Origin of the sequence: Gilliamella sp. Nev6-6 (assembly GCF_001690605.1) — a bacterium.
Classification (GTDB): Bacteria; Pseudomonadota; Gammaproteobacteria; order Enterobacterales; family Orbaceae; genus Gilliamella; species Gilliamella apicola_C.
In genome coordinates this window covers 152828-174961 of the sequence record NZ_LZHP01000090.1, presented here as the reverse complement: position 1 = coordinate 174961, position 22134 = coordinate 152828, and the positions used below count along the sequence as shown (strand labels likewise).

Here is a 22134-nt window from a genome sequence, read left to right as displayed (position 1 = left end):
ACAGTTCTTAGGGGGCGGCGACACAGTAATGTGTCGTTGCTACCCGACTTTAGTCATTGATTACTTAATTAAAATAGCGCCCTTAAGGCGCTATTTTTTTATCAACGCTAAAATACTATTTGTGCCACTGTAATTAAATATGAATACGATGATAATAATTAAATATTATGGGTCATTATTCGATATAATTAAACGGAAATATAATTCGTATTGATTAATACAATTGGTGTAATTTAGTCATTATCAGGGTTAAAATGATTAAAAAAGCAATATGAGCAATGATTAGAGATTATCTATGGAACAACAAAACATAATTATGACAACAAAGTCGCCTATTATAGGTCGTATTCACTCTTTCGAATCTTTCGGTACTGTAGATGGTCCTGGGATTCGTTTTATTGTTTTTTTTCAGGGGTGCTTAATGCGCTGCTTGTATTGCCATAATCGCGATACGTGGGATTTAAAAGCAGGTCGAGAAGTTACCGTTGATGAGTTGATGAAAGAGATTGTTTCTTACAAAAGCTTCATTATGCCAAATGGTGGTGGTGTAACGGCCTCTGGTGGTGAAGCAACTTTACAAGCTGAATTTGTTACTCAATGGTTTAGAGCTTGCCATCAAGAGGGTATTAGTACCTGTTTAGATACTAATGGGTATGCTAGGCAGCTCGATCATATAATGGATGAACTTTTAGAAGTCACTGATTTAGTGATGCTCGATTTAAAACAGGTCAATGATGAAATTCATCAAAAACTAGTTGGTGTGCCTAATAAACGTGTTCTAGAATTTGCTAAACATCTACAAAAAATTAACAAAAGAACTTGGATACGTTATGTGGTTGTACCAGGATGGACTGATGATGATGATTCCGCTCATTTACTCGGTAAATTCATTCAAGGAATGGATAATATTGAGCGCGTAGAATTATTAGCTTATCACAAATTAGGGGCTTATAAATGGGACACGCTTGGTGACGAATATAAATTGGCTGGCGTTGAGGCACCGCCAAGAGAAACCATGGACAGGATCCAAGGCATTTTAGAAACTTATGGCCATTATGTCACCTTCAGTAAATAAAATAAAAGGCATATGAATGATCATATGCCTTCCATCTGCGGTTTTCACCATATTATTTTTCGCTTTATTGCTCGTAAAACAAAAAGGCAACCTTCTAAAGCAAGAACACAAACTGACGACCAAATAAGCCCATATGAGACAATGTGTTCAGGCGAAATTGATTCATGTAAAAATAAGGCAGAGACAATAGTAAGTAATACTGGCTCTACATAGCCAAGTAAACCAAACAAACCCATTGGTAATAGTCGTCTTGCCATAAAATACATCGCAAATGCTAGTGCGGTTATTATGCCCAACATTGGAATATATAGATGGAAATGGATAAGATCATCAAGTATCTTGTTAACACGATGACTTATTAAAAAGTAGCCTAAGCAACCTAAGAAAATAAAAAAGAAGTCAGAAAATGTACCTGCAATACCTTCTATTTGCAACTTACGCCGAACCATGAAGTAAATAGGGTAACCTAATGCAATAACGGCAGTTTCCCATGAAAATGCTTGGGTCATATAGATTTCAATAATAACGCCTAATACCGCCAGTCCAACTGATATTTTTTGTAAAAAACTTAACTTTTCTTGGTAGACGAGCTGCCCAATAATTACCATGGTTAATGGTAATAAAAAATATCCTAGTGATGCCGATAATCCGTGCCCATTAAGGGGAGCCCAAATAAAAATCAACATTTGTATTGTTAGCAGTAATGAAGAGAATAATAGCCCAATAAGCAACGATGGTTGCTGCTTAATTCGTGTTAGTAGCATTGCAATTTCAGGCCACTGTTTTTCTATAGAAATAAGAACAATAATAGCAGGAAAAGAAGTTAATAATCGCCAACAGAAAATATCAATAACGGATAACGGTTGTAATAAAACAGGATAGTAATAAAGTAAACCAAAAAGGCATGACGCCAGTATCGAAAGTGTAATGCCTTTTATCATTTTTCCACCTTAATTAATAAAAAAATAGCGCTAATTATTAGCGCTATTGTATGTGTAATGTCCAGTTTTATCCGATAAACTCAACGCCATTCATATAAGGAATTAAGACGGATGGGATTTTAATTGTTCCATCTGCCTGTTGGTAGTTTTCCATAATGGCAACCAGTGTGCGACCAACCGCTAATCCTGAACCATTTAAAGTATGAACTAAATAAGTTTTATTATCGGCCTTATTACGGTAACGAGCTTGCATGCGACGTGCTTGGAAATCCCACATATTAGAGCAAGAAGAGATCTCACGATAAGTATTTTGCGCTGGAACCCAAACTTCAAGATCGTAAGTTTTACATGAACCAAAGCCCATATCGCCAGTGCATAACACAATTTTTCGATATGGTAATTCAAGTAATTGTAGAACTTTTTCCGCATGGGCAGTAAGTTCTTCTAATGCTTGCATAGATTCTTCAGGCTTAACAATTTGAACCAATTCGACTTTATCAAATTGATGCATACGAATTAATCCGCGAGTATCTTTACCATAAGATCCTGCTTCAGAGCGGAAGCACGGCGTATGTGCTGTCATTTTTAATGGTAATACGCTTTCATCAAGAATTTCATCACGCACGAGATTGGTTACAGGCACTTCAGCAGTTGGAATTAATGCATAATTGCTGCTTTCTGTTTCTTCATCTAGCGGTTTAGTATGAAATAAATCACCCGCAAACTTCGGCAATTGTCCTGTGCCAAAAAGCGTTGTCTGATTTACCAAATACGGCACATAAATCTCGGCATAACCATGTTGTTCAGTGTGCAAATCTAACATAAATTGAGTTATAGCTCGATGTAAGCGTGCTATTTGTGATTTCATCACGACAAAACGTGCACCGGTTAGCTTTACTCCTGCTGCGAAATCTAGCCCACCAAAGCGCTCGCCCAATGCAACATGATCTTGAATCGGGAAATCAAACGTTCGTGGGGTTCCAAAGCGAGAAATTTCTATATTGTCATTTTCATCTTTGCCATCAGGAACGGAGTCATCAGGAATATTAGGAATAGTAGAAGCTATATCTTTAATTTGGTTAAGTAAGATATCAAGCTCAGCTTTAGCGCTATTAAGTTTTTCACCAAGCTTATTCACTTCTTCACGTACAGCTGAGATATCCTCGCCTCGTGCTTTAGCTTCACCAATTGCCTTTGAGCGAGCATTACGCTCAGCTTGCAAATTCTCGGTTTCAACTTGTAATACTTTGCGTTTTTCTTCTAGTTGACGGATAGTATCAACATCTAATTTAAATCCACGGCGTGCTAATTTATTAGCAACAAGATCAAGTTCATTTCGGAGTAAATTCGGATCCAACATAAATAATGTCCATTATTATTAATTAAGTAATATTTTCACTTCATTATTATTCTAATATAGATAACAGAACATATAAATCAAAAAGTGGGTAATTACATATATTAAAATTTGTGAACTTAGTATACTAGAATTATATTGGTATTCAACCAAAATGGCGCACCCGAAGGGATTCGAACCCCTGACCGCTCGGTTCGAAGCCGAGTGCTCTATCCAGCTGAGCTACGGATGCATGTAAACTCATGAAAAAGTGGTGCATCCGAAGGGATTCGAACCCCTGACCGCCCGGTTCGTAGCCGGGTACTCTATCCAGCTGAGCTACGGATGCATTTTGAATTTATTAAAATGGTGCATCCGAAGGGATTCGAACCCCTGACCGCCCGGTTCGTAGCCGGGTACTCTATCCAGCTGAGCTACGGATGCATATTTTAATTTTAAATGGCGGTGAGAGAGGGATTCGAACCCTCGATGCAGCTTTTGACCGCATACTCCCTTAGCAGGGGAGCGCCTTCAGCCTCTCGGCCATCTCACCGAAACATTATGATTTCGCTTTAGCAACAAAATCATAATGTGTGGCGCACATATTACGGTTTACAAAAAATAAGTCAAACATTTTTTTGTTTATGTGCGCTTAATTGTTTATTTCCTACCCAATATCACCCCATTGGCTTGGATAATTCATCATTTGTCTCTTTTGACTGATGAATCTTGTTATATATCTCTTCCCTATGAATTGAAACTTCTTTAGGGGCATTGATACCAATTCTGACTTGATTACCTTTAACACCTAAAATAGTAATGACTACATCATCACCAATAATTAGTGTTTCACCTACTCTCCTAGTTAAAATTAACATTCGATCTCCTAATATCAGTTAAGTATATATCTAAACAATTTTTAAGATATAGCTTCGCTAGCCTTCTATCAGTAAGATAAAATTTTGCAGAAAAAACTCTAATATTTAACTAATAAATAATCGAGCATATCTGGACTAACTTGCCTGTAATTTATTACTGATTTCCTTTTTTACAGAAGATAACGCTTCTGGTAACGCTGAAAGATCCATTCCACCTGCTTGAGCAAAATCAGGTCGCCCACCACCTTTACCACCTACCTTTAACGCTAATTGAGAAACTAATTCACCAGCTTTAACTACACTGATTAAATCATTGGTGACTCCAGCAGCTAAATTGATTTTGCCATCATTAACGGCCGCTAAAACAATTACGCCTGTTTTCAATTGATTTTTTAGATCGTCAATCATAGTGCGCAATAATTTTGCTTCGACATTATCAAGTTTAGCAATTAGTAAATTTGTACTATTGATTTTTTCGCATTGATTAAGCAATTGCGCACTATCTTGGCTCGCTTTTTGTGCTTTTAATTGCTCAATTATTTTTTCAAGCTGTTTAGTTTGTTCAAACAGTTGCTCAATACGGTTTAAAACAGCAGACTTATCGCTTTTAACTACTTGTCCAATCTGAGTTAATAAATTAGACTCATGATGGATCAGATCCATTGCATTTTGTCCTGAGGTTGCCTCAATACGGCGCACGCCAGATGCGATACTTGATTCGGATATTATTTTAAATAAACCAATATCACCCGTTCTATCTACATGAGTACCACCACAAAGCTCAATTGAAAAATCACCCATTGTAAGAACTCTAACAATATCTTCATATTTTTCACCAAATAAAGCCATAGCGCCTTTATCTTTGGCTTTATCAATTGGCATTAGTTCAATCTCTACAGGTAAATTGTGGCGAATCTGTTGATTAACCAAATTCTCTATCTCAATAATTTGTTCTGGCGTAATAGCTTGATTATGCGAAAAGTCAAAACGCAGATAACTATCATTAACTAAAGACCCTTTTTGATGAACATGATTACCTAAAACACGTTGCAACGCAGCTTGTAACAAATGTGTAGCTGAATGATTACGACGAATACGCTCACGTAACTCCACATCAATTGCAGCAGTAACATTATCGCCAACTTTTAAAGAACCTTTAATTATTTTACCTATATGACCAATACTTTTGCCGTATTTTTGACTATCTAAAACAGTAAATTCAACATTTGCTGCTGTTAATAATCCTTTATCGCCAATTTGACCACCAGACTCGCCATAAAATGGTGTCTTATCTAAAATGACAATAGCATCATCGCCAGAATTAACACTTTCAACTTTTTGACCATCTTTAAATATAGCGATAACTTTTCCTGATGATTCTGTTGCTTGGTAGCCTAAAAATTCTGTTTTATCATCAAGTTTGATAACATTACTATAATCAACATTAAAAGAGCTTGATTCACGGGCTCGCTTACGTTGCTCTTCCATGCATAAATTAAAGCCAATTTCATCAACAGTAATATTTTTTTCACGACATACATCAGCAGTTAAATCTAAAGGAAAACCGTAAGTATCGTAAAGTTTAAATGCAATATCTCCAGGTAAAATGTTTCCCGTTATTTTAGTTAATTCTTGATCAAGTAAAAACAACCCTCGTTCTAGTGTCTTTAAAAATTGCTCTTCCTCAATTTTGAGTGCGTCTTCGACCAACTTCTGGTTTTGTCCTAATTCAATTGCAGCACTTCCCATTACTTCAATTAATGGTTTAACAAGTTTATAGAAGAAAATACCTTTGGCGCCTAACATATGTCCATGGCGTACAGCACGTCGAATAATACGGCGTAATACATAACCACGACCTTCATTAGATGGAAGTACACCATCAGAAATTAAAAATGCGCAAGATCGAATATGATCGGCAATGACTCGTAAAGATTTACTTTCCAAATCTTTAGTTTGAATAATTTTAGCCGCATCGTGAATTAATTTTTTAAATAAATCAATTTCATAATTAGAATTAACATGCTGAAGCACCGCTGCAATACGCTCAAGCCCCATACCTGTATCAACTGATGGCTTAGGCAATAGTTCCATTGTACCGTCAGGGCGTCGGTTAAATTGCATAAAGACAATATTCCAGATTTCTATATATCGGTCACCATCTTCTTCAGCGCTTCCAGGAGGGCCACCCCAAAGATGATCGCCATGATCATAGAAAATTTCAGTACAAGGACCACAAGGACCTGTATCGCCCATTTGCCAGAAGTTATCCGAAGCATATGGCGCGCCTTTATTATCGCCAATACGAATTATTCGTTCTTTAGGGATACCGATTTCTTTCTCCCAAATAGCATATGCTTCATCATCTGTTTCATAGACAGTAACAGTTAACCTATCTTTTGGTAAATTAAACCATTCTTTACAGGTTAATAGCTCCCAAGCAAAATGTATTGCATCATGCTTAAAATAATCGCCAAAACTAAAGTTTCCTAGCATTTCAAAAAAAGTATGATGACGAGCTGTATAACCAACATTGTCTAAATCATTATGTTTACCGCCAGCGCGGACACAACGTTGTGATGTTGTTGCTCTAGAATAAGAGCGTTTATCAATACCAAGAAAGACATCTTTAAATTGATTCATTCCAGCATTAGTAAATAATAGTGTTGGATCATTATGCGGGACAAGGGAACTACTTGTGACAACTTCATGTCCTTTGCCACGGAAAAAGTCAAGAAAATTTTGACGAATTTCTGCAGTGCTTTTCATTTATGCTTCCATATAAAACGATAGATTTTTAAACATAGTAATATACCCGCTACAACTAAAGTTGAAAAGTAAATATTCTCATATCGAAACGGATCTAACTAGTACTACAAGTAAATAAGGGAAAACTAAAAAAGAATTTGCGAGCTTTATTTATAATTGCTTTTGTTAAGCTATATACCTAGTATTGTAGATATTATAATTATTTAAGTCAATAAATCGTAAGCAGTTTTAATATCATCTTGTGTATAACCTCTCGCCATTAAAAATTGCATACCTTTTTGTTTATTATTATTTTTTTTACAATCAATTTGTTTTAGCTTTTTTAGTAATTGCTCGTATGCCATATTTCCCCAATTGATATCGGCAATTTGCAAAAGTTGCCGGCTCAAATCAACAGGTAAACCTCGTTGTTTAAGTTCCATGGCTATTTTATATTTTCCATAACCTTTTTGGGCTCGCATAACAATATAATTTTCAATATATTGTTCGTCATTAATCCAATTTTGTTTTATACAATATTCAATAATATATTGAATTTCAATTTTTAGTTTGGCTAATTGGTCATGGTATTCTTCATCGGTGTATTGCAGCTTTTTTATGAAAAAAGAGGCTATTTTTTGGCTTAGCTCATAAGAAGAATGGTTGCGCTGTGCAAGTAATTGCACAGCTTTATTGAGCATTGATTTGTTCAGTTTTGTTTCCATTATTCAACGCTTTCGCTTTCTGATGATATAGCTTGGTCATCAGATGTAAAAACAGCAGGGCTATTTAATAATAATTCGCGTATTTTAGTTTCAAGTTCTGAAGCGATCTCAGGGTGTTCTTGTAAAAACTTAATTGAATTAGCTTTACCTTGACCCACTTTCTCGCCATTGTAGCTATACCACGCTCCTGCTTTATCGACTAACTTATGCTTAACGCCTAAATCAATTAACTCGCCTTCTTTCGAAATACCACAACCATAAAGAATTTGGAATTCAGCTTGTCTAAAAGGGGCTGCCACTTTGTTTTTAACCACTTTTACTCGAGTATCACTACCAATAACATCTTCACCTTCTTTTACAGAACCAGTACGGCGGATATCTAAACGTACTGATGCATAGAATTTCAGTGCATTACCTCCAGTTGTCGTTTCTGGACTACCAAACATAACACCAATTTTCATACGGATCTGGTTAATAAAGACAACTAAACAATTGGCATTTTTAATATTCGCAGTTAGTTTTCGCAATGCTTGTGACATTAAACGAGCTTGTAATCCCATATGAGAATCGCCCATTTCACCTTCAATTTCTGCTTTTGGTGTTAATGCAGCTACTGAGTCAACAATAATAACATCAACAGCACCAGAACGAACTAAAGCATCACAAATTTCGAGTGCTTGCTCTCCTGTATCGGGTTGAGAAACGAGTAAATCATCGACTTGTACCCCTAATTTTGCAGCATAAATAGGATCCAGCGCATGTTCAGCATCAATAAATGCACAGGTTTTACCCTCTTTTTGTGCTTGAGCTATTACAGATAAAGTTAGCGTTGTTTTACCAGATGATTCAGGGCCAAAAATTTCAACAATTCTACCCATTGGTAGGCCACCGATACCTAATGCAATATCGAGCCCTAAAGAACCAGTAGATACCGCATCCACATCCAACGTTTGGGTATCGCCTAAACGCATAATTGAACCTTTACCAAATTGTTTTTCGATTTGACTTAATGCTGCTGAAAGTGCGCGTTGTTTGTTTTCGTTCATATTATAAAATTCCAATGAGTTAGGATATGGCTATATATTATACTGTATTGTTATACAGTATCAAGTTTTTTTTATATATAGAAATTATTTAGTTAATCATGAGAACTTCTTCACAATTTTTTTATAAATAATTCATTTGATGTCATAATTGAAACTAACAAATGGTGATGAAATATTGAGATTCAAGATTAAATTTATTGAATTAGGCGGTTAATTTTACGATATATACTATTTGAACAATTTTAAACGCATAGTGGTTGCTTAAATGCACATAAAAGGCGTAAATTATTTCATCATCCAATTTAATTAATTTAATTTGCTAATGCTTTCATAACAAAATACCATTTGATATCATTAGCGGTGCAGAGGGTTTAATCCACTTTATTTACGAAAGTAATTATTCCACAGCCAATAATTTAAAATAATTCACTAGCTTTTATACTTAAACGTTATATCTATTTAAAATATTTTACAGGTTAAAAAATAAATATCGAATAAAGGAAAATAATGACCATTGATAAACAACATTATGTTTTATGCTCACACTGTGATTTGGTCATAGAATTATCTAATATTGAGGTAGGGCATAAAGCTGTTTGCCCTCGTTGTAATACCACGTTGACTAAAAATAATAGCAACATGAAATTTAATGCAACTATGTATGCAGCCTGTTCATTAATTATGATTATTGTAGGATGTGGCTTTCTTTTTATTGATATTCGTATTGTGGGTAATTTTATTGGTATTAGCTTATTAGATATTCCTAAAACCCTTTTTTTTGATAAATATCATTATATTTCAGCACTTTTTATCTTATTTGTTTTACTCTTTCCAATATTAAATTTATCAATTATTATTTTGCTTTGTTCAAAATTACCATTAACAAAATATCGTAAACGCGATCTACTTATTGTTTATGAAAAGTTTCAACACTGGTGTATGCCTGAAATATTTCTTACTGGAATTTTAGTGAGTTTTGTTAAACTCATGAGTTATGGCAGTATTGGCGTTACGAGTACATTTTGGGCATTTTGCCTGTTTGTCTTTTTTTATATAAAGTCTTTAGTGATTTTTTCTCCGGAAACCATTTGGAATGAAATTCATCGTAATAATTTTGCTCAAGGTATATTACAAGCTGGTGAAACGGGAATTTGTCAAAATTTGAAATTATGCAGTTGCTGTGAGGCGATATTACCTGAGCATTATATAAAATGTCCTCGATGCAAACAAAAAAGCAAAATCAGAGAACGCGATAAGATACAATGGACTATTGCTTTATTGGTTACTTCATTGATTCTTTACATTCCCGCTAATTTATTTGGCATTATGATAACTGTTGTATTTGGTTCGCCATCAAGTTCAACAATTATGGATGGTGTCATTTATATGTGGCAAGCAGGCGATGTGCCTGTTGCACTTGTTATTTTTATTGCCAGTGTCGCTATTCCCATCTTAAAAATTATTTCGCTAAGTTGGCTTTGTTATTTTGCACTAGCTGTAAAACGAAAAAATAATCATAATTGCTTGAAAATGAAAAAATTATATACAGCAGTTGAATTTATTGGTAAATGGTCAATGATAGATATATTTGTGGTTTCTGTTATTTGTTCTTTAGTTAGAAATCAGCAAATGATGGGCGTTTATCCTGATATTGGCGTTACATTTTTTGCAACTGTTGTGATTATTACAATGATTGCATCACAAAAATTTGATCCTCGTTTAATTTGGGATCTACCGCAAAATAAAAAATAGATTAATAGGAACAATATGACAACATCAAGTAAATTAGCAAAAATAATTAAAATTAGAGCTATTTCAGCAATATGGATCATCCCCATTGTTACTGCAATTGTTGGTCTTTGGATAATCTATGCGCATTTGGCTGATAGAGGAACATCGTTTACATTGCTTGCAAAAGATGCCAATGGTATTGTTGCTGGGAAAACGGTTATTAAAAACCGTAGCGTTGATGTCGGTATCGTCGATGAAGTAACTCTATCTGACGACTACACGCAAGTAGTAATAAAAGGACGTATTTATAATGATATGGATCCGCTACTAAAAAATGACTCTATTTTTTGGGTTGTGAAGCCAGAAATTGGTCGAGATGGCGTGACTGGACTTGGCACGATTTTATCAGGTGTTTATATAGAACTCGTTGCTGGAAATGATACCCATAGTTTTCAACATAAACCTTTTGTACTGTCTGATGCCCCTCCGTTGTCCGATCCAAGCATTAAAGGAATTCGTCTAAATTTAGAAAGCAATCAAAATGGGGTAATTCCTAGAGGCGCTTCTGTTATGTTTCATGGTTATCGCGTAGGTAATGTTGAAACGTCAGAATTCGATGTTGAATCACGTAAGATGAAGTATCAAATTTTTATTACAAAACCTTACGATGTGCTAGTAACACAAAATGTGCGGTTCTGGAAAGAAGGAGGAATTAATTTAACACTTTCATCTCGAGGCGCCAGCTTAGATGTCCCTTCTTTAGATGTCTTGATGTCTGGTGGAATCAGTTTTGATTTACCTGAAGGTTCAAAATTAGGTGCACCAGCTGAACAAAATTCAGTTTATACATTATATGAAGACAAAAAGTCTATCCAAGATTCACAATATACTGAATACAAAGAATTTCTTATTATGCTTTCCGATTCTATTTCTGGCTTATCAGAAGGGGTACCTGTTGAATATCATGGAATTAGGCTAGGAACAGTCTCGAAAGTGCCATTTTATACCGCTGAAATGTTAAAACAATCATCGATTTTAAATAAAAGAGTTCCGATATTAATTAGAATTGAACCCGATCGTTTATCAGAACTTGTTGATGAAAAAATTGACATTGCGACATTGATCATCAGAGAGCAAAAAAATGGCTTAAGAGCTTCATTAAAAACTTCCAACATGTTCACAGGAGCACTATATATAGATCTTGATTTTTACCCTGACTTAAAAAATAAATATGATCCAAAATTAGCGCAGCAGTTTGGTTACGATACCATTGAAACAACTTCGACAGGAATTGCACAAATTCAAGCAAAAATTATTCAGCTATTAGATAATTTTAATAACTTACCACTGAACAACACCATATCACAGTTTAATAAGTCATTGGCTACAAGTGAAAAACTAATGAATTCATTAAATCGGATTATGGCGAGTAAAGAAATGCAGAATATGCCAAAAGATCTGCAAAAAACATTACGTTCATTAAATGAAACAATGAAAGGACTACAACCAGGATCTGAACTAAATAATCAAATGAAGGAAAGTTTACAAAAAGTTCAACACATGATGGATGAACTTACTCCGTTACTTAATACGCTCAATAATAAAAGTAATGCACTGATTTTTTCTGCTCCGACGAAAAAGGATCAAGAACCTAAAGCAAAAGGTAAAAAATAATGAACAAAATAGATAAAAAGTTACTTATAGTCATATTTATGCCATTGTTTGCTATATTAGTGGGTTGCTCGGCTGGCAACCCAAGTAAAAGTTATTTTCAACTCACTAGCAATTCACAGATTCCTGTATCGCAAAACATGAAAACCACGAATCAATTTATTTGGATTGAGTCAGTTGATGTGGCGAGTTTTTTAAATAAACCGGGTATCGTATTACAAACCGATAATATCAAATATGAAACAGCAATCAACCATTTATGGGTATCAACGTTATCTCAGCAGCTTCAAGACCGATTAACGCAGGATTTAACGGCCATGTTACCTAATTATTTAGTATCCAGTAAGTCAATTACAACACCAATACTAACGGTAAAATTATTTATAGATAGCTTTCATGGCAGTTATACGGGGGATGCGATAATTAAAGGCCGATGGGTTGTTACTGACCGTAAAAATAATATTGAAACCAAACCATTTGAGCGCCATGTTCCTTTAGCAACCAATGGCTATGATGCTTTAGTTAAAGCGCTATCGAAAGGATGGCAAGATGAAGAACTAGACTTTGCAAACTCAATAAAGCATTAGTGTTTACACTGACATTCCGTCAGCGTGCTGACGGAATATCTAAACTTAAATGGCAATAGATCTTAGTGACAGTTTGAACTGGCTAAAAACCTTATCATCAATTTCCACCCATTTACGAACACTATTGATAAAAGCAATTTTATCAGCATTTAAAAAATCATCTTTTACAATTGTTTTTTCTAACAACTGATTGTGATCCAAATAAAATTGCCGCATGGTGCCAGCTAGTAATCCTGATTCTTTTTTAGGCGTAAACCATTGACCATTAAGTAGCAATGCAAGATTTCCATTGACAAATTCAGTTACTTCATTGTGTTGATTAAAATTAATATACTCTTTCCCAACCGCTAAATCAGGAAAGTGCTCACGATTTGATGTCTTATGATACAAATACACATTTTGAGTATGGACACACTGTGGCGCTAATCGAATTTCATTAATGTTCATCGGCGTGTTAATGATATCTTTACTAATCGTGTAATACCCATCTTTTTGCTGTAAAATTCTCACTTTATAAAGATTGTTAGGCATTGAATTTGCTAACTTAATAAGTTGTAACTTAATTACGTGAATGTCACAGTTAAAATCAAAATAATCAGCTGATTGGGCAAGCCTGCTTAAGTGTTCATTCAATAAAAAGAATTGCCCTTTATCTAGCAATAACGATTCAATGATATATTTTGGAGTAGAAGTAGTACGATGCAAAATGGCTGTTTTCGCTAAGATCTCGTTATACTCGTCTTGTGATGTTGAATCCCACGTGATACCCCCACCAACGCCATAGTACATCTGTTGATTATGCACAGTTAAGGTTCGAATTGGAATATTAAATATGGCTTTATTCATATACGGTTCAATATAACCAATTGTTCCGCAGTAAATGCCACGAGGTGTGTTTTCACTGTCTGCAATAATTTGCATAGTACTGGTTTTTGGTGCGCCAGTAATTGAACCACAAGGGAATAGCGCCTGAAAAATTTGATATAAATTGGCATCGTCTTTCAATTCACCTTGAATCGTTGACGTCAACTGCCAAACAGTGGGATATTTTTCAGCCTCAAACAATTGAGGCACTGTGACAGAGCCAGGCTTTGCAATTCTACTTAAATCATTACGCAATAAATCAACAATCATCATATTTTCGGCTTGATTTTTTTCTGAAAATAATAAATCTAATTGCTGTTTATCTTGCTGGTTATTTAAGCCACGCCCTGTTGTTCCTTTCATTGGCTTTGTGGTAATAATATTATTGTCTAACTTGAAAAATAATTCTGGCGAAATTGATAAAATATAATAATCGTCAAACTCAAGATAAGCACAATAATCTGCCTGATTATTTTTTTGTAGAAAGTGGTAATAATCAATAGCGCTTTCATTAAAGGGTGCAGTAAATTGAATAGTGTAATTAGTCTGGTAAGTATTGCCTAATTCAATTTGTGATTTAATATAAGCTATTTTTTGCTGGTATTCATCAAATGCGGTATCACTGATTAAATCAAAATTTGGGGGCGTATACTTACTGATTTCTGGTTGCTTAAGGACAGCAACATCATCAAAAATACCAAATAAAAGAAGGGGTAAATCTTGATTAAAATCATGACTATTTTTGGTTTGGTTTGCACTATTTAATCCCATTGCACTTTCATAGGCAAGGTAACCAACAGCAAAATAACCTTGCTGAGTAAGCTTTTCAACCTCATCAAGTTGTTGCTTAATTGAAGAATAATCATGTGACACTAACACTTTGATAGGGTTACAAAAATATTTACGCTCACCTTCAAAATCGATATAAATTTTCATTTTAAATATTACTTATGGACAAAATTATTAATCATTTGTAAACCGGATTCGGTTTTAATGGCTTCAGGATGGAATTGGACGGATTCAATGGCTAATGTTTTGTGGCGCAATCCCATAATCAACCCATCATGATTTCTCGCCGTTACAACTAACTGCGGATCTTCTAGTAAAAAACTATCACAAACAATCAATGAATGATAGCGAACAACCGAAAGCGGGGATTGAATTCCTTTGAATATCCCTAGGCCATCATGAGTTATTTCATCAATTTTACCGTGCATAGGTATTGGCGCTTTGATAATTTGGTGACCATAATATTGGGCTATCGCTTGATGCCCTAAACAAATTCCCAGTATCGGGCAAATATGAGAAAACTCCGCAATAACTGCAAGTGATATTCCTGCATTAATTGGTGCACCAGGACCTGGGGAAATAATAATTTTAGAAATGGTAAGCGCTTTTACTTGTTCAATTGTCATTTCATCATTTTTAATGACTTTAACTCTTGCACCAACTTGGCACAGATAATTGTAAATATTAAATGTAAAAGAATCATAATTATCTATTAATAATATCAAAATATAACCCACTAATTATAAAGCATATTGGTTTAAAAACTGGAACGGGTAGCCGTTAAGATCCAGTCATAAAAGATCTTATTATATCGCTAACGTACTTAAAAGAAGAGACGATTACTAATTTTACCACCTTTATCTTTCGGTGTTTTATACATAATCATAATATTTCCTGAAATGTTTTAACAAAAAGTCATTTTTTTTGTGATAAATTTCACAAAAACATACAAGCATACTTGTATGGTAGTATTTATGGTGATATTTTTATGGCATAGAGTTATAAACGAGGTCTTAAATGAAAATTGTTAAAGCAGAAGTTTTTGTATGTAGCCCAGGAAGAAATTTTGTTACGTTAAAAATAACAACCGATGAAGGCGTTTATGGTGTTGGTGATGCCACACTTAATGGACGTGAATTAGCCGTAGCGTCTTACCTCAAAGATCACCTTTGTCCTCAACTTATTGGGCGAGATCCACATCAAATCGAAGATATCTTTCAATATTTTTATAAAGGCGCTTATTGGCGCCGTGGGCCAGTAACGATGTCCGCTATTTCGGCAATAGATATGGCGCTTTGGGATATTAAAGGTAAATTGGCAAATATGCCACTTTACCAATTATTAGGTGGCGCATCTCGTACTGGTGTAATGGTTTATTGCCATACTACAGGCGCAAGTATTGATGAAGCATTAGATGATTATGCTAAACATCAAGAAATGGGTTTCAAAGCGATTCGTGTTCAATGTGGTATACCGGGTATGAAAACGACTTATGGTCAAAGTAAAGGAAAAAACCTGGCTTACGAACCCGCAACACGTGGAAACTACCCAGAAGAACAGTACTGGGCAACAGAAAAATATCTTGATTTTATGCCTAAACTATTTGAAGCCGTACGGAGTAAATTTGGTTTTAATGAGCATTTACTACATGACATGCATCATCGCCTAACTCCTATTGAAGCAGCTCGTTTTGGAAAAAGTATAGAAGATTACCGCCTATTTTGGATGGAAGATCCAACCCCTGCCGAAAACCAAGAATGCTTCCGTTTAATTCGTCAGCATACTGTCACACCCATTGCGGTCGGTGAAGTATTTAACAGCATATGGGATTGTAAGCAACTCATACAAGAACAATTAATTGATTACATTCGAACCACAATTACTCATGCTGGCGGTATTACTCATATGCGCCGTATTGCTGATTTTGCCTCGCTTTATCAAGTAAGAACAGGATCTCACGGGCCGTCTGATTTATCACCAATTTGTCATGCGGCAGCACTACATTTTGATCTGTGGGTACCTAACTTTGGAGTACAAGAATTTATGGGCTATTCAGAGCAAATGTTAGAGGTATTTTCACCAAATTGGACCTTTAATGATGGCTATATGCACCCAAGTGACAAACCGGGATTAGGCATTGATTTTGATGAAAAACTTGCCGAAAAATACCCTTACAACCCAGCTTATTTACCAATTGCACGCTTAGAAGATGGTACTTTGTGGAATTGGTAACTAATGAGCTTATTCAGCAAAACTATAGTTTAAATTTACGCTAAACATATAAAAATTATATGTTTAACGATTGGAGGGATGATATGTGTTTTATTCATGAAAATTTCATTTTAAACAATAAGGTAGCACAAGATCTTTATCATAATTACGCCTCTAAAATGCCAATAATTGACTATCATTGCCATTTAGAGCCAAAGGATATTGCTGAAAATAAAAGATTCGAAACAATATATGATTTGTGGCTAGCTGGTGATCATTATAAATGGCGACAAATGCGTGCTAATGGAGTAGAAGAAAAATATATAACAGGTGATGCAGCACCGATTGAAAAATTTAAAGCATGGTGTGAAACTGTTGAATCATGTATAGGTAATCCTTTATATCACTGGACACATTTAGAATTAAAAAACTATTTTGGAATTACAGATACATTAGGTGTCCACAATTATAAGGATGTATGGGATAAATGTAATAGTTTACTTAAAAAGCCAGAATATAGTGCTCAAGGTTTAATTGGTCGTTCAAATGTGGAAGTAGTTTGTACTACTGATTCTCCTTTGGATAATTTGGAATATCACCGTAAAATTAAAGCACAATCAAATTTTAAAACCAAAGTATTACCGACATTCCGTCCAGATGAGGCTTTAGACTCGGAAGGTGAAGCCTTTAAAATCTTTATAAAAAAATTATCTGAACTTACAAATAAAAATATTACTAATTTTTCTGATTTCTTATTAGCCCTTGAAAATCGAATCGACTTTTTCCACGAGAATGGATGTCGTTTATCAGATCATGGACTAATGAAAATAGAATTTCTTGCCAGTGATACTCAACAACAAGAAGCTTTATTCGCAAAAAAATTACAAGGACTAGTTTTAACAGCGAATGAAAAAATTGTTTATCGTAGTGCTGTGCTTACAGCTTTAGCTAAATTTTACGCAACTAGAAATTGGGCAATGCAAATACATTTTGGGGTAATTCGTAATAATAACTCCATTATGTTAAGTAAAACTGGTATTAATACTGGTTTTGATTCAATTTGTGATCAAACGGATTTAGCTATTCACCTTAATGCATTTTTAAATTCATTAAATCAACAAGACGCTTTACCTAAAATTATTATCTACAATTTAGATGCAAGTCTAAATGATGTAGTAGCAACAACAATAGCTAATTTCCAGAAAGCAGGTAGTGTTAAATCAAATATGCAATTTGGCTCTGGTTGGTGGTTTAATGATACTAAAAGAGGCATGTTACGACAATTAACTACTTTAGCCGATCAAGGTTTGCTTATGAACTTTGTCGGTATGTTAACTGATTCCCGTAGTTTTATTTCATATACACGACACGAATATTTTCGCCGAATCCTATGTAACTTAATTGGTCAATGGGTAACTGATGGTGAAATCCCTCACGATAATAAATTGCTAGAAAAATTAATAACAGGAATATGTTATCAAAATGCGAAAAATTATTTTCAATTTTAAGTTGCTATATAAAAAATTATAGTGAAACAGATTTAAACGTAAGGAATTTTAAGATGAGTATTGTGGCGCAAAAAAAACGGAAGGTAACAATTCCTGTAGCAATTGGTTATGGATTAATTGATATCATGGGTGGTGGAGCATTTACTATAATAGGTGCATATTTGCTCTTCTTTTATACAACATTTGTTGGGTTAACACCAATTGAAGCAGCCTCCATTGTTGCTATTGCAAGAATTGTTGATGCAATTGTAAGCTTATTTATGGGCAGTTTTACTGATCATTTTTATAAATATAAGTTAGGTCAACAATTTGGTCGTCGGAGATTCTTTTTGTTAATTGGTTCGCCATTAATGTTACTTTATATCTTATTATGGATTACTGGTATGAATTATTGGTTTTACCTTACCGTTTATCTAGCTTTTGAAATTGTTGCCGCTGTGGTACTAATTCCTTGGGAAACGCTACCATCAGAAATGACCAAAGATTACAATGATAGAACAAAATTATCCACAGGTAGAATGTTTTTATCTGCAAGTGGTACTTTTTTAGCAACGCTAGTACCCGGTATTTTAATCAAATATTTTGGTGAACATAATGCTTATGCTTATTTTATCAATGGTCTCTTTTTTGCAATTATTTTTGCTGTATGTGTTTTTATTTCTTATAAAGCCACTTGGGAACGTGAATTGACCCCAGAAATGCTAAAATATCAAAAAGAAAAAATTGACCAGAAAACATTTTCTGAAAAAATGATAATGCTAAAAAAATTATTTAAGGAATATTTATCTACTTTTAATATCAAAGCATTTCGCCGACACCTTGCTATATATTTATTTTCATTTACGGCTAAAGATATATTTAATACTGTATTTGTTTTCTTTTGTGTCTATTGTTTATCTGTATCTTCATCATTTGCTTCAGGCTTGTTATCGTTAAGTATTATAGGCTTGCCAATTACTTTGTTAGCTGGTGTCGCAATGGTTAAATATGGACCAAGTAAATTATACCTCTTTTCCTATTCAACAATGATTATTTGTATTTTAGGTTTCTTTATTTTGTATCTATTGAATCCTACTGAAAAAACATGGTGGCTTTATATTTTTGCTATATGCTATCAAGCTGGTAGGTGTGTTTTAGAGTTTACTCCATGGAATGTTTTTCCATTCATTCCCGATGTTGATGAAATTTTAACTAAGCAACGCCGAGAAGGATTATATGCTGCGGTTATGACGTTTGGGCGCAAAACAACGGTTGCCATTGCAACATTTTGTGTAGGAATCATTTTGCAAAAAGGTGGTTTTGAACAAGGTACTACAGAACAAAGTGCGCAAGCTATTCATACTATTTCCATATTATTTGTTGGTGGAACTATCGGCTTATTAATTATTGCTCTTATTTTTGCATTAACTTTTAAATTAAATAAACAGACACACGCTATATTAGTGAATGAAATTGATCGCTTAAAAAACAATGGCTCTAAAAATAATGTAACCGAGGAAACACGGAAAGTTGTTGAAAATCTAACTGGACACAAATATGCAGATGTATGGAATAACAGCTAATATATAAATATGAAAGGTATAATAATGAGATTATCAAACCAAACTTTATCACAACTACCTGAAAAGGTAGTTATACCAAGTTATGATAGAAACAATCTTAAAACCAAAATGGTTCATCTTGGATTTGGCGCTTTTCACCGTGCTCACCAAGCTGTGTTTACCGATATTTTAGCAACTAAACATGGTTGCAATTGGGGATATTGTGAAGTTAATTTAATTGGTGGTGAAAAACAAATAGCCGATTTGAAAGAACAAGATTATCTATTTAGTGTTTGTGAAATGTCATATGACAATTGGTCTACTCGTGTTGTTGGCGTTGCTAAAGAAGCATTGCACGCAGATATAGATGGCATTGCCAAGGTATTAGAAGTAATGACACGACCAGAAATAGCAATTGTTTCAATAACAGTCACGGAAAAGGGTTATTGTTATTTACCTTCAACAGCATCAATTGATCTAAATAACCCTCTTATTAAGCACGATATTGAAAATCCGACTAACCCAAAAACACTACCAGGAGTGATTGTTGAAGCATTGCGAATGCGTAAAGAAAAAGGTCTAAAACCGTTTACTGTTATGTCTTGTGATAATATGCCAGAAAACGGGCATGTGACACGAAACGTTGTTTTAGCGCTGGCTAAACAGCGTGATCCAAATTTAGCTAGCTGGATCGATGATCATGTTACCTTTCCATCAACTATGGTTGATCGCATTGTGCCAGCAGTGACGCCAGAAACCATGGAAAAAATAAAAAAACAACTGGGAGGTATCGAAGATCCAGCTGGTGTGGCTGGCGAGCCTTTTAAGCAATGGGTTATTGAAGATAATTTTGTTGCAGGTCGTCCTGATTGGCAAAAAGCTGGCGCTGAACTAGTAACTGATGTATTACCTTATGAAGAAATGAAATTAAGAATGTTAAATGGTAGCCACTCGTTTCTTGCTTATTTAGGATATTTAGCGGGTTATTTACATATTGATGAATGTATGCAAGATCCTAATTATGTTAAAGCTGCAAGGCATTTGATGATAAATGAACAAGCAACAACGCTACGTGTCAAAGGTGTGGATTTACAAGCTTATGCTGATTGTTTACTTGATCGTTATCGTAACACGGGATTAAAACATCGGACTTGGCAAATCGCCATGGATGGCACATTAAAATTACCACAACGGATGCTTGATTCTATTCGTTTTCATTTAAAAAATGGTACACAGTTTGACTGTTTAGCATTAGGTGTAGCTGCTTGGATACGATATGTCAGTGGCGTAGACGATGCAGGTAAGGCAATTGAGGTAAGTGATCCAATGGCTAATAAGTTAAAAGAATTAGTGGCAAATAGCAATGATAATCAAGAGCGAGTAAAATCATTATTGTCATTATCACAAGTATTTGGCGATGATTTACCTAACAATCCATGTTTTGTTGAAAAGATCATTAAAGCTTATTTGTCTTTACGGGATATTGGCGCTAAACACTCGGTTAAACAATTGGAAAGAATTTACTAAATCATTACTAACACAACTAACATAATTAATAAGAAAAAAAGTGTAATTACGCGTAAGAGCAGTTACACTTTTCATTTTTCGCTTAGCTCAAATAACTTTTTATTGATGATTGTTTATCAAAAAAACTTTTCTTCTATTTAAAAATCACCTACTATTCTTTTTTTATTTTTTCTTAACATAAGAATGGTATATGTTTACATCTATCGACTTAAATACTTCTGAACCCGTTAATCAGCAAATCTACCGAAAATTAAGAAAAGCTATTATTACCTGTCAGATATTACCAGGTGTTTTACTCTCAGAAAAAGAAATTTCTAGCCAGTTTAATGTTTCTAGACAGCCAGTTCGAGAAGCATTTATTAAGCTAGCAGAAGCAGGATTGGTTCAAATTTTACCTCAGCGAGGAACATTTGTAACTAAAATCTCTATTAAGAAAGTCATTGATGGACAATTTATTCGAGATGCGATTGAGTGTGCAATTATTAGGCGAGCGGCGATAGAAATTAACGATTTGCATATTTTATTGTTGCAAAAAAATCTTGAGGAGCAAAAAGAGGCGAATAAACAAAAAAACATTCATTATTTTCTTGAAAAAGATGATGAATTTCATCGAATTGTAATGAATGTGATAGATTGCCAGTTGGCATGGGAATGTGTTGAAAACATTAAGGCAATGATGGATAGAGTTAGATTTCTTTCGTTGGAAGAAATTTCGCCACCCGATGATCTTGTTAAACAACATGAAAAAATTCTGATGGCTTTGAAAAAGCATGAACCAGAACTTGCCGCAATTGCTCAGCATGAACATTTATCGGCAATTTTACATACTATCAAAATTGTTTCTCAGCAAAAAACAGAATGGTTTATTGACTAACCTTTTATCAACATTACCTAATATTACTTATGTATAAATTGTATAACGCTAAACTAGCGTTTTTAGAAATATTTTTTATGTT

Annotated in this window: 17 protein-coding genes and 4 tRNA genes; 9 read left to right on the top strand and 12 right to left on the bottom strand. The window is 34.5% G+C overall.

Going from position 1 to position 22134, the window contains the following annotated elements:
• Positions 1-295 precede the first annotated feature (295 nt).
• Positions 296-1075 carry a pyruvate formate lyase 1-activating protein gene (pflA, locus tag A9G42_RS11250; RefSeq protein ID WP_218837809.1) on the top strand — a complete coding sequence of 260 codons (780 nt, stop codon included), beginning with the start codon at positions 296-298 and terminating at the stop codon, positions 1073-1075.
• Between the two features lie 44 nt (positions 1076-1119).
• Here the strand turns inward: pflA and rarD are convergent, their stop codons facing one another.
• The 10 genes from rarD to recA all read right to left on the bottom strand — a co-directional run bounded on the left by rarD (position 1120) and on the right by recA (position 8749).
• Positions 1120-2016 (bottom strand): EamA family transporter RarD, encoded by an 897-nt coding sequence (rarD, locus tag A9G42_RS11245; protein WP_065653459.1) that lies wholly within the window; start codon positions 2014-2016, stop codon positions 1120-1122.
• 67 nt (positions 2017-2083) lie between these two features.
• Positions 2084-3376: a serine--tRNA ligase gene (gene serS / locus A9G42_RS11240; protein ID WP_065588295.1), complete on the bottom strand. Its 1293-nt coding sequence runs from the start codon at positions 3374-3376 to the stop codon at positions 2084-2086.
• A gap of 152 nt (positions 3377-3528) precedes the next feature.
• Positions 3529-3605: transfer RNA gene (locus tag A9G42_RS11235), tRNA-Arg, on the bottom strand.
• A 19-nt stretch (positions 3606-3624) separates the two neighbouring features.
• Positions 3625-3701 (bottom strand) — tRNA-Arg (locus tag A9G42_RS11230).
• Between the two features lie 18 nt (positions 3702-3719).
• Positions 3720-3796 (bottom strand) — tRNA-Arg (locus A9G42_RS11225).
• 16 nt (positions 3797-3812) lie between these two features.
• Positions 3813-3905, bottom strand: a tRNA-Ser gene (locus A9G42_RS11220).
• A gap of 124 nt (positions 3906-4029) precedes the next feature.
• Complete coding sequence (csrA, locus tag A9G42_RS11215) at positions 4030-4230, bottom strand: carbon storage regulator CsrA (protein ID WP_065567772.1); 201 nt, start codon at positions 4228-4230, stop codon at positions 4030-4032.
• Positions 4231-4365: 135 nt separating this feature from the next.
• A complete protein-coding gene (alaS, locus tag A9G42_RS11210) occupies positions 4366-6999 on the bottom strand; it encodes an alanine--tRNA ligase (protein ID WP_065653458.1) in 2634 nt (877 codons plus the stop codon).
• Positions 7000-7202: 203 nt separating this feature from the next.
• Positions 7203-7703 carry a regulatory protein RecX gene (locus tag A9G42_RS11205; RefSeq protein WP_065653457.1) on the bottom strand — a complete coding sequence of 167 codons (501 nt, stop codon included), beginning with the start codon at positions 7701-7703 and terminating at the stop codon, positions 7203-7205.
• The gene (recA, locus tag A9G42_RS11200; RefSeq protein WP_065581594.1) at positions 7703-8749 is read right to left on the bottom strand and encodes a recombinase RecA; all 1047 of its coding nucleotides are present in this window, start codon (positions 8747-8749) and stop codon (positions 7703-7705) included. The genes A9G42_RS11205 and recA overlap by 1 nt, the downstream gene beginning before the upstream one ends.
• A 507-nt stretch (positions 8750-9256) precedes the next feature.
• Between recA and A9G42_RS11195 the strand changes: the two genes are divergently transcribed.
• From A9G42_RS11195 to A9G42_RS11185, 3 genes are read left to right on the top strand one after another with little or no spacing between them, the layout of a single operon-like run.
• Complete coding sequence (locus A9G42_RS11195; RefSeq protein WP_082212148.1) at positions 9257-10501, top strand: PqiA/YebS family transporter subunit; 1245 nt, start codon at positions 9257-9259, stop codon at positions 10499-10501.
• A 15-nt stretch (positions 10502-10516) separates the two neighbouring features.
• Positions 10517-12154, top strand: a complete 1638-nt coding sequence (gene pqiB / locus A9G42_RS11190) for an intermembrane transport protein PqiB (protein ID WP_065653455.1) — start codon at positions 10517-10519, stop codon at positions 12152-12154.
• Positions 12154-12738, top strand: a complete 585-nt coding sequence (locus A9G42_RS11185) for a PqiC family protein (RefSeq protein WP_065653454.1) — start codon at positions 12154-12156, stop codon at positions 12736-12738. Before pqiB ends, A9G42_RS11185 begins: the two co-directional genes overlap by 1 nt.
• 45 nt (positions 12739-12783) lie before the next feature.
• Here A9G42_RS11185 and pabB read toward each other — a convergent pair whose 3' ends face one another.
• Positions 12784-14538, bottom strand: coding sequence for an aminodeoxychorismate synthase component I (pabB, locus tag A9G42_RS11180; protein WP_065653453.1), 1755 nt, complete (start codon positions 14536-14538; stop codon positions 12784-12786).
• An 8-nt stretch (positions 14539-14546) separates the two neighbouring features.
• On the bottom strand, positions 14547-15116 hold the full coding sequence (locus A9G42_RS11175) for an anthranilate synthase component II (RefSeq protein ID WP_065653471.1): 570 nt from the start codon (positions 15114-15116) through the stop codon (positions 14547-14549).
• A gap of 292 nt (positions 15117-15408) precedes the next feature.
• Here A9G42_RS11175 and manD point away from each other — a divergent pair, with 292 nt between their 5' ends.
• The 5 genes from manD to A9G42_RS11150 all read left to right on the top strand — a co-directional run bounded on the left by manD (position 15409) and on the right by A9G42_RS11150 (position 22052).
• A complete protein-coding gene (gene manD / locus A9G42_RS11170; protein ID WP_065653452.1) occupies positions 15409-16623 on the top strand; it encodes a D-mannonate dehydratase ManD in 1215 nt (404 codons plus the stop codon).
• Between the two features lie 83 nt (positions 16624-16706).
• Positions 16707-18110 carry a glucuronate isomerase gene (gene uxaC, locus A9G42_RS11165; RefSeq protein WP_065653451.1) on the top strand — a complete coding sequence of 468 codons (1404 nt, stop codon included), beginning with the start codon at positions 16707-16709 and terminating at the stop codon, positions 18108-18110.
• Positions 18111-18172: 62 nt separating this feature from the next.
• A complete protein-coding gene (locus A9G42_RS11160) occupies positions 18173-19672 on the top strand; it encodes an MFS transporter (protein WP_081295834.1) in 1500 nt (499 codons plus the stop codon).
• A 24-nt stretch (positions 19673-19696) separates the two neighbouring features.
• On the top strand, positions 19697-21178 hold the full coding sequence (locus tag A9G42_RS11155; protein ID WP_065653450.1) for a mannitol dehydrogenase family protein: 1482 nt from the start codon (positions 19697-19699) through the stop codon (positions 21176-21178).
• A gap of 190 nt (positions 21179-21368) precedes the next feature.
• Positions 21369-22052, top strand: a complete 684-nt coding sequence (locus A9G42_RS11150) for a GntR family transcriptional regulator (RefSeq protein ID WP_065589007.1) — start codon at positions 21369-21371, stop codon at positions 22050-22052.
• The last annotated feature ends 82 nt before the right edge of the window (positions 22053-22134 follow it).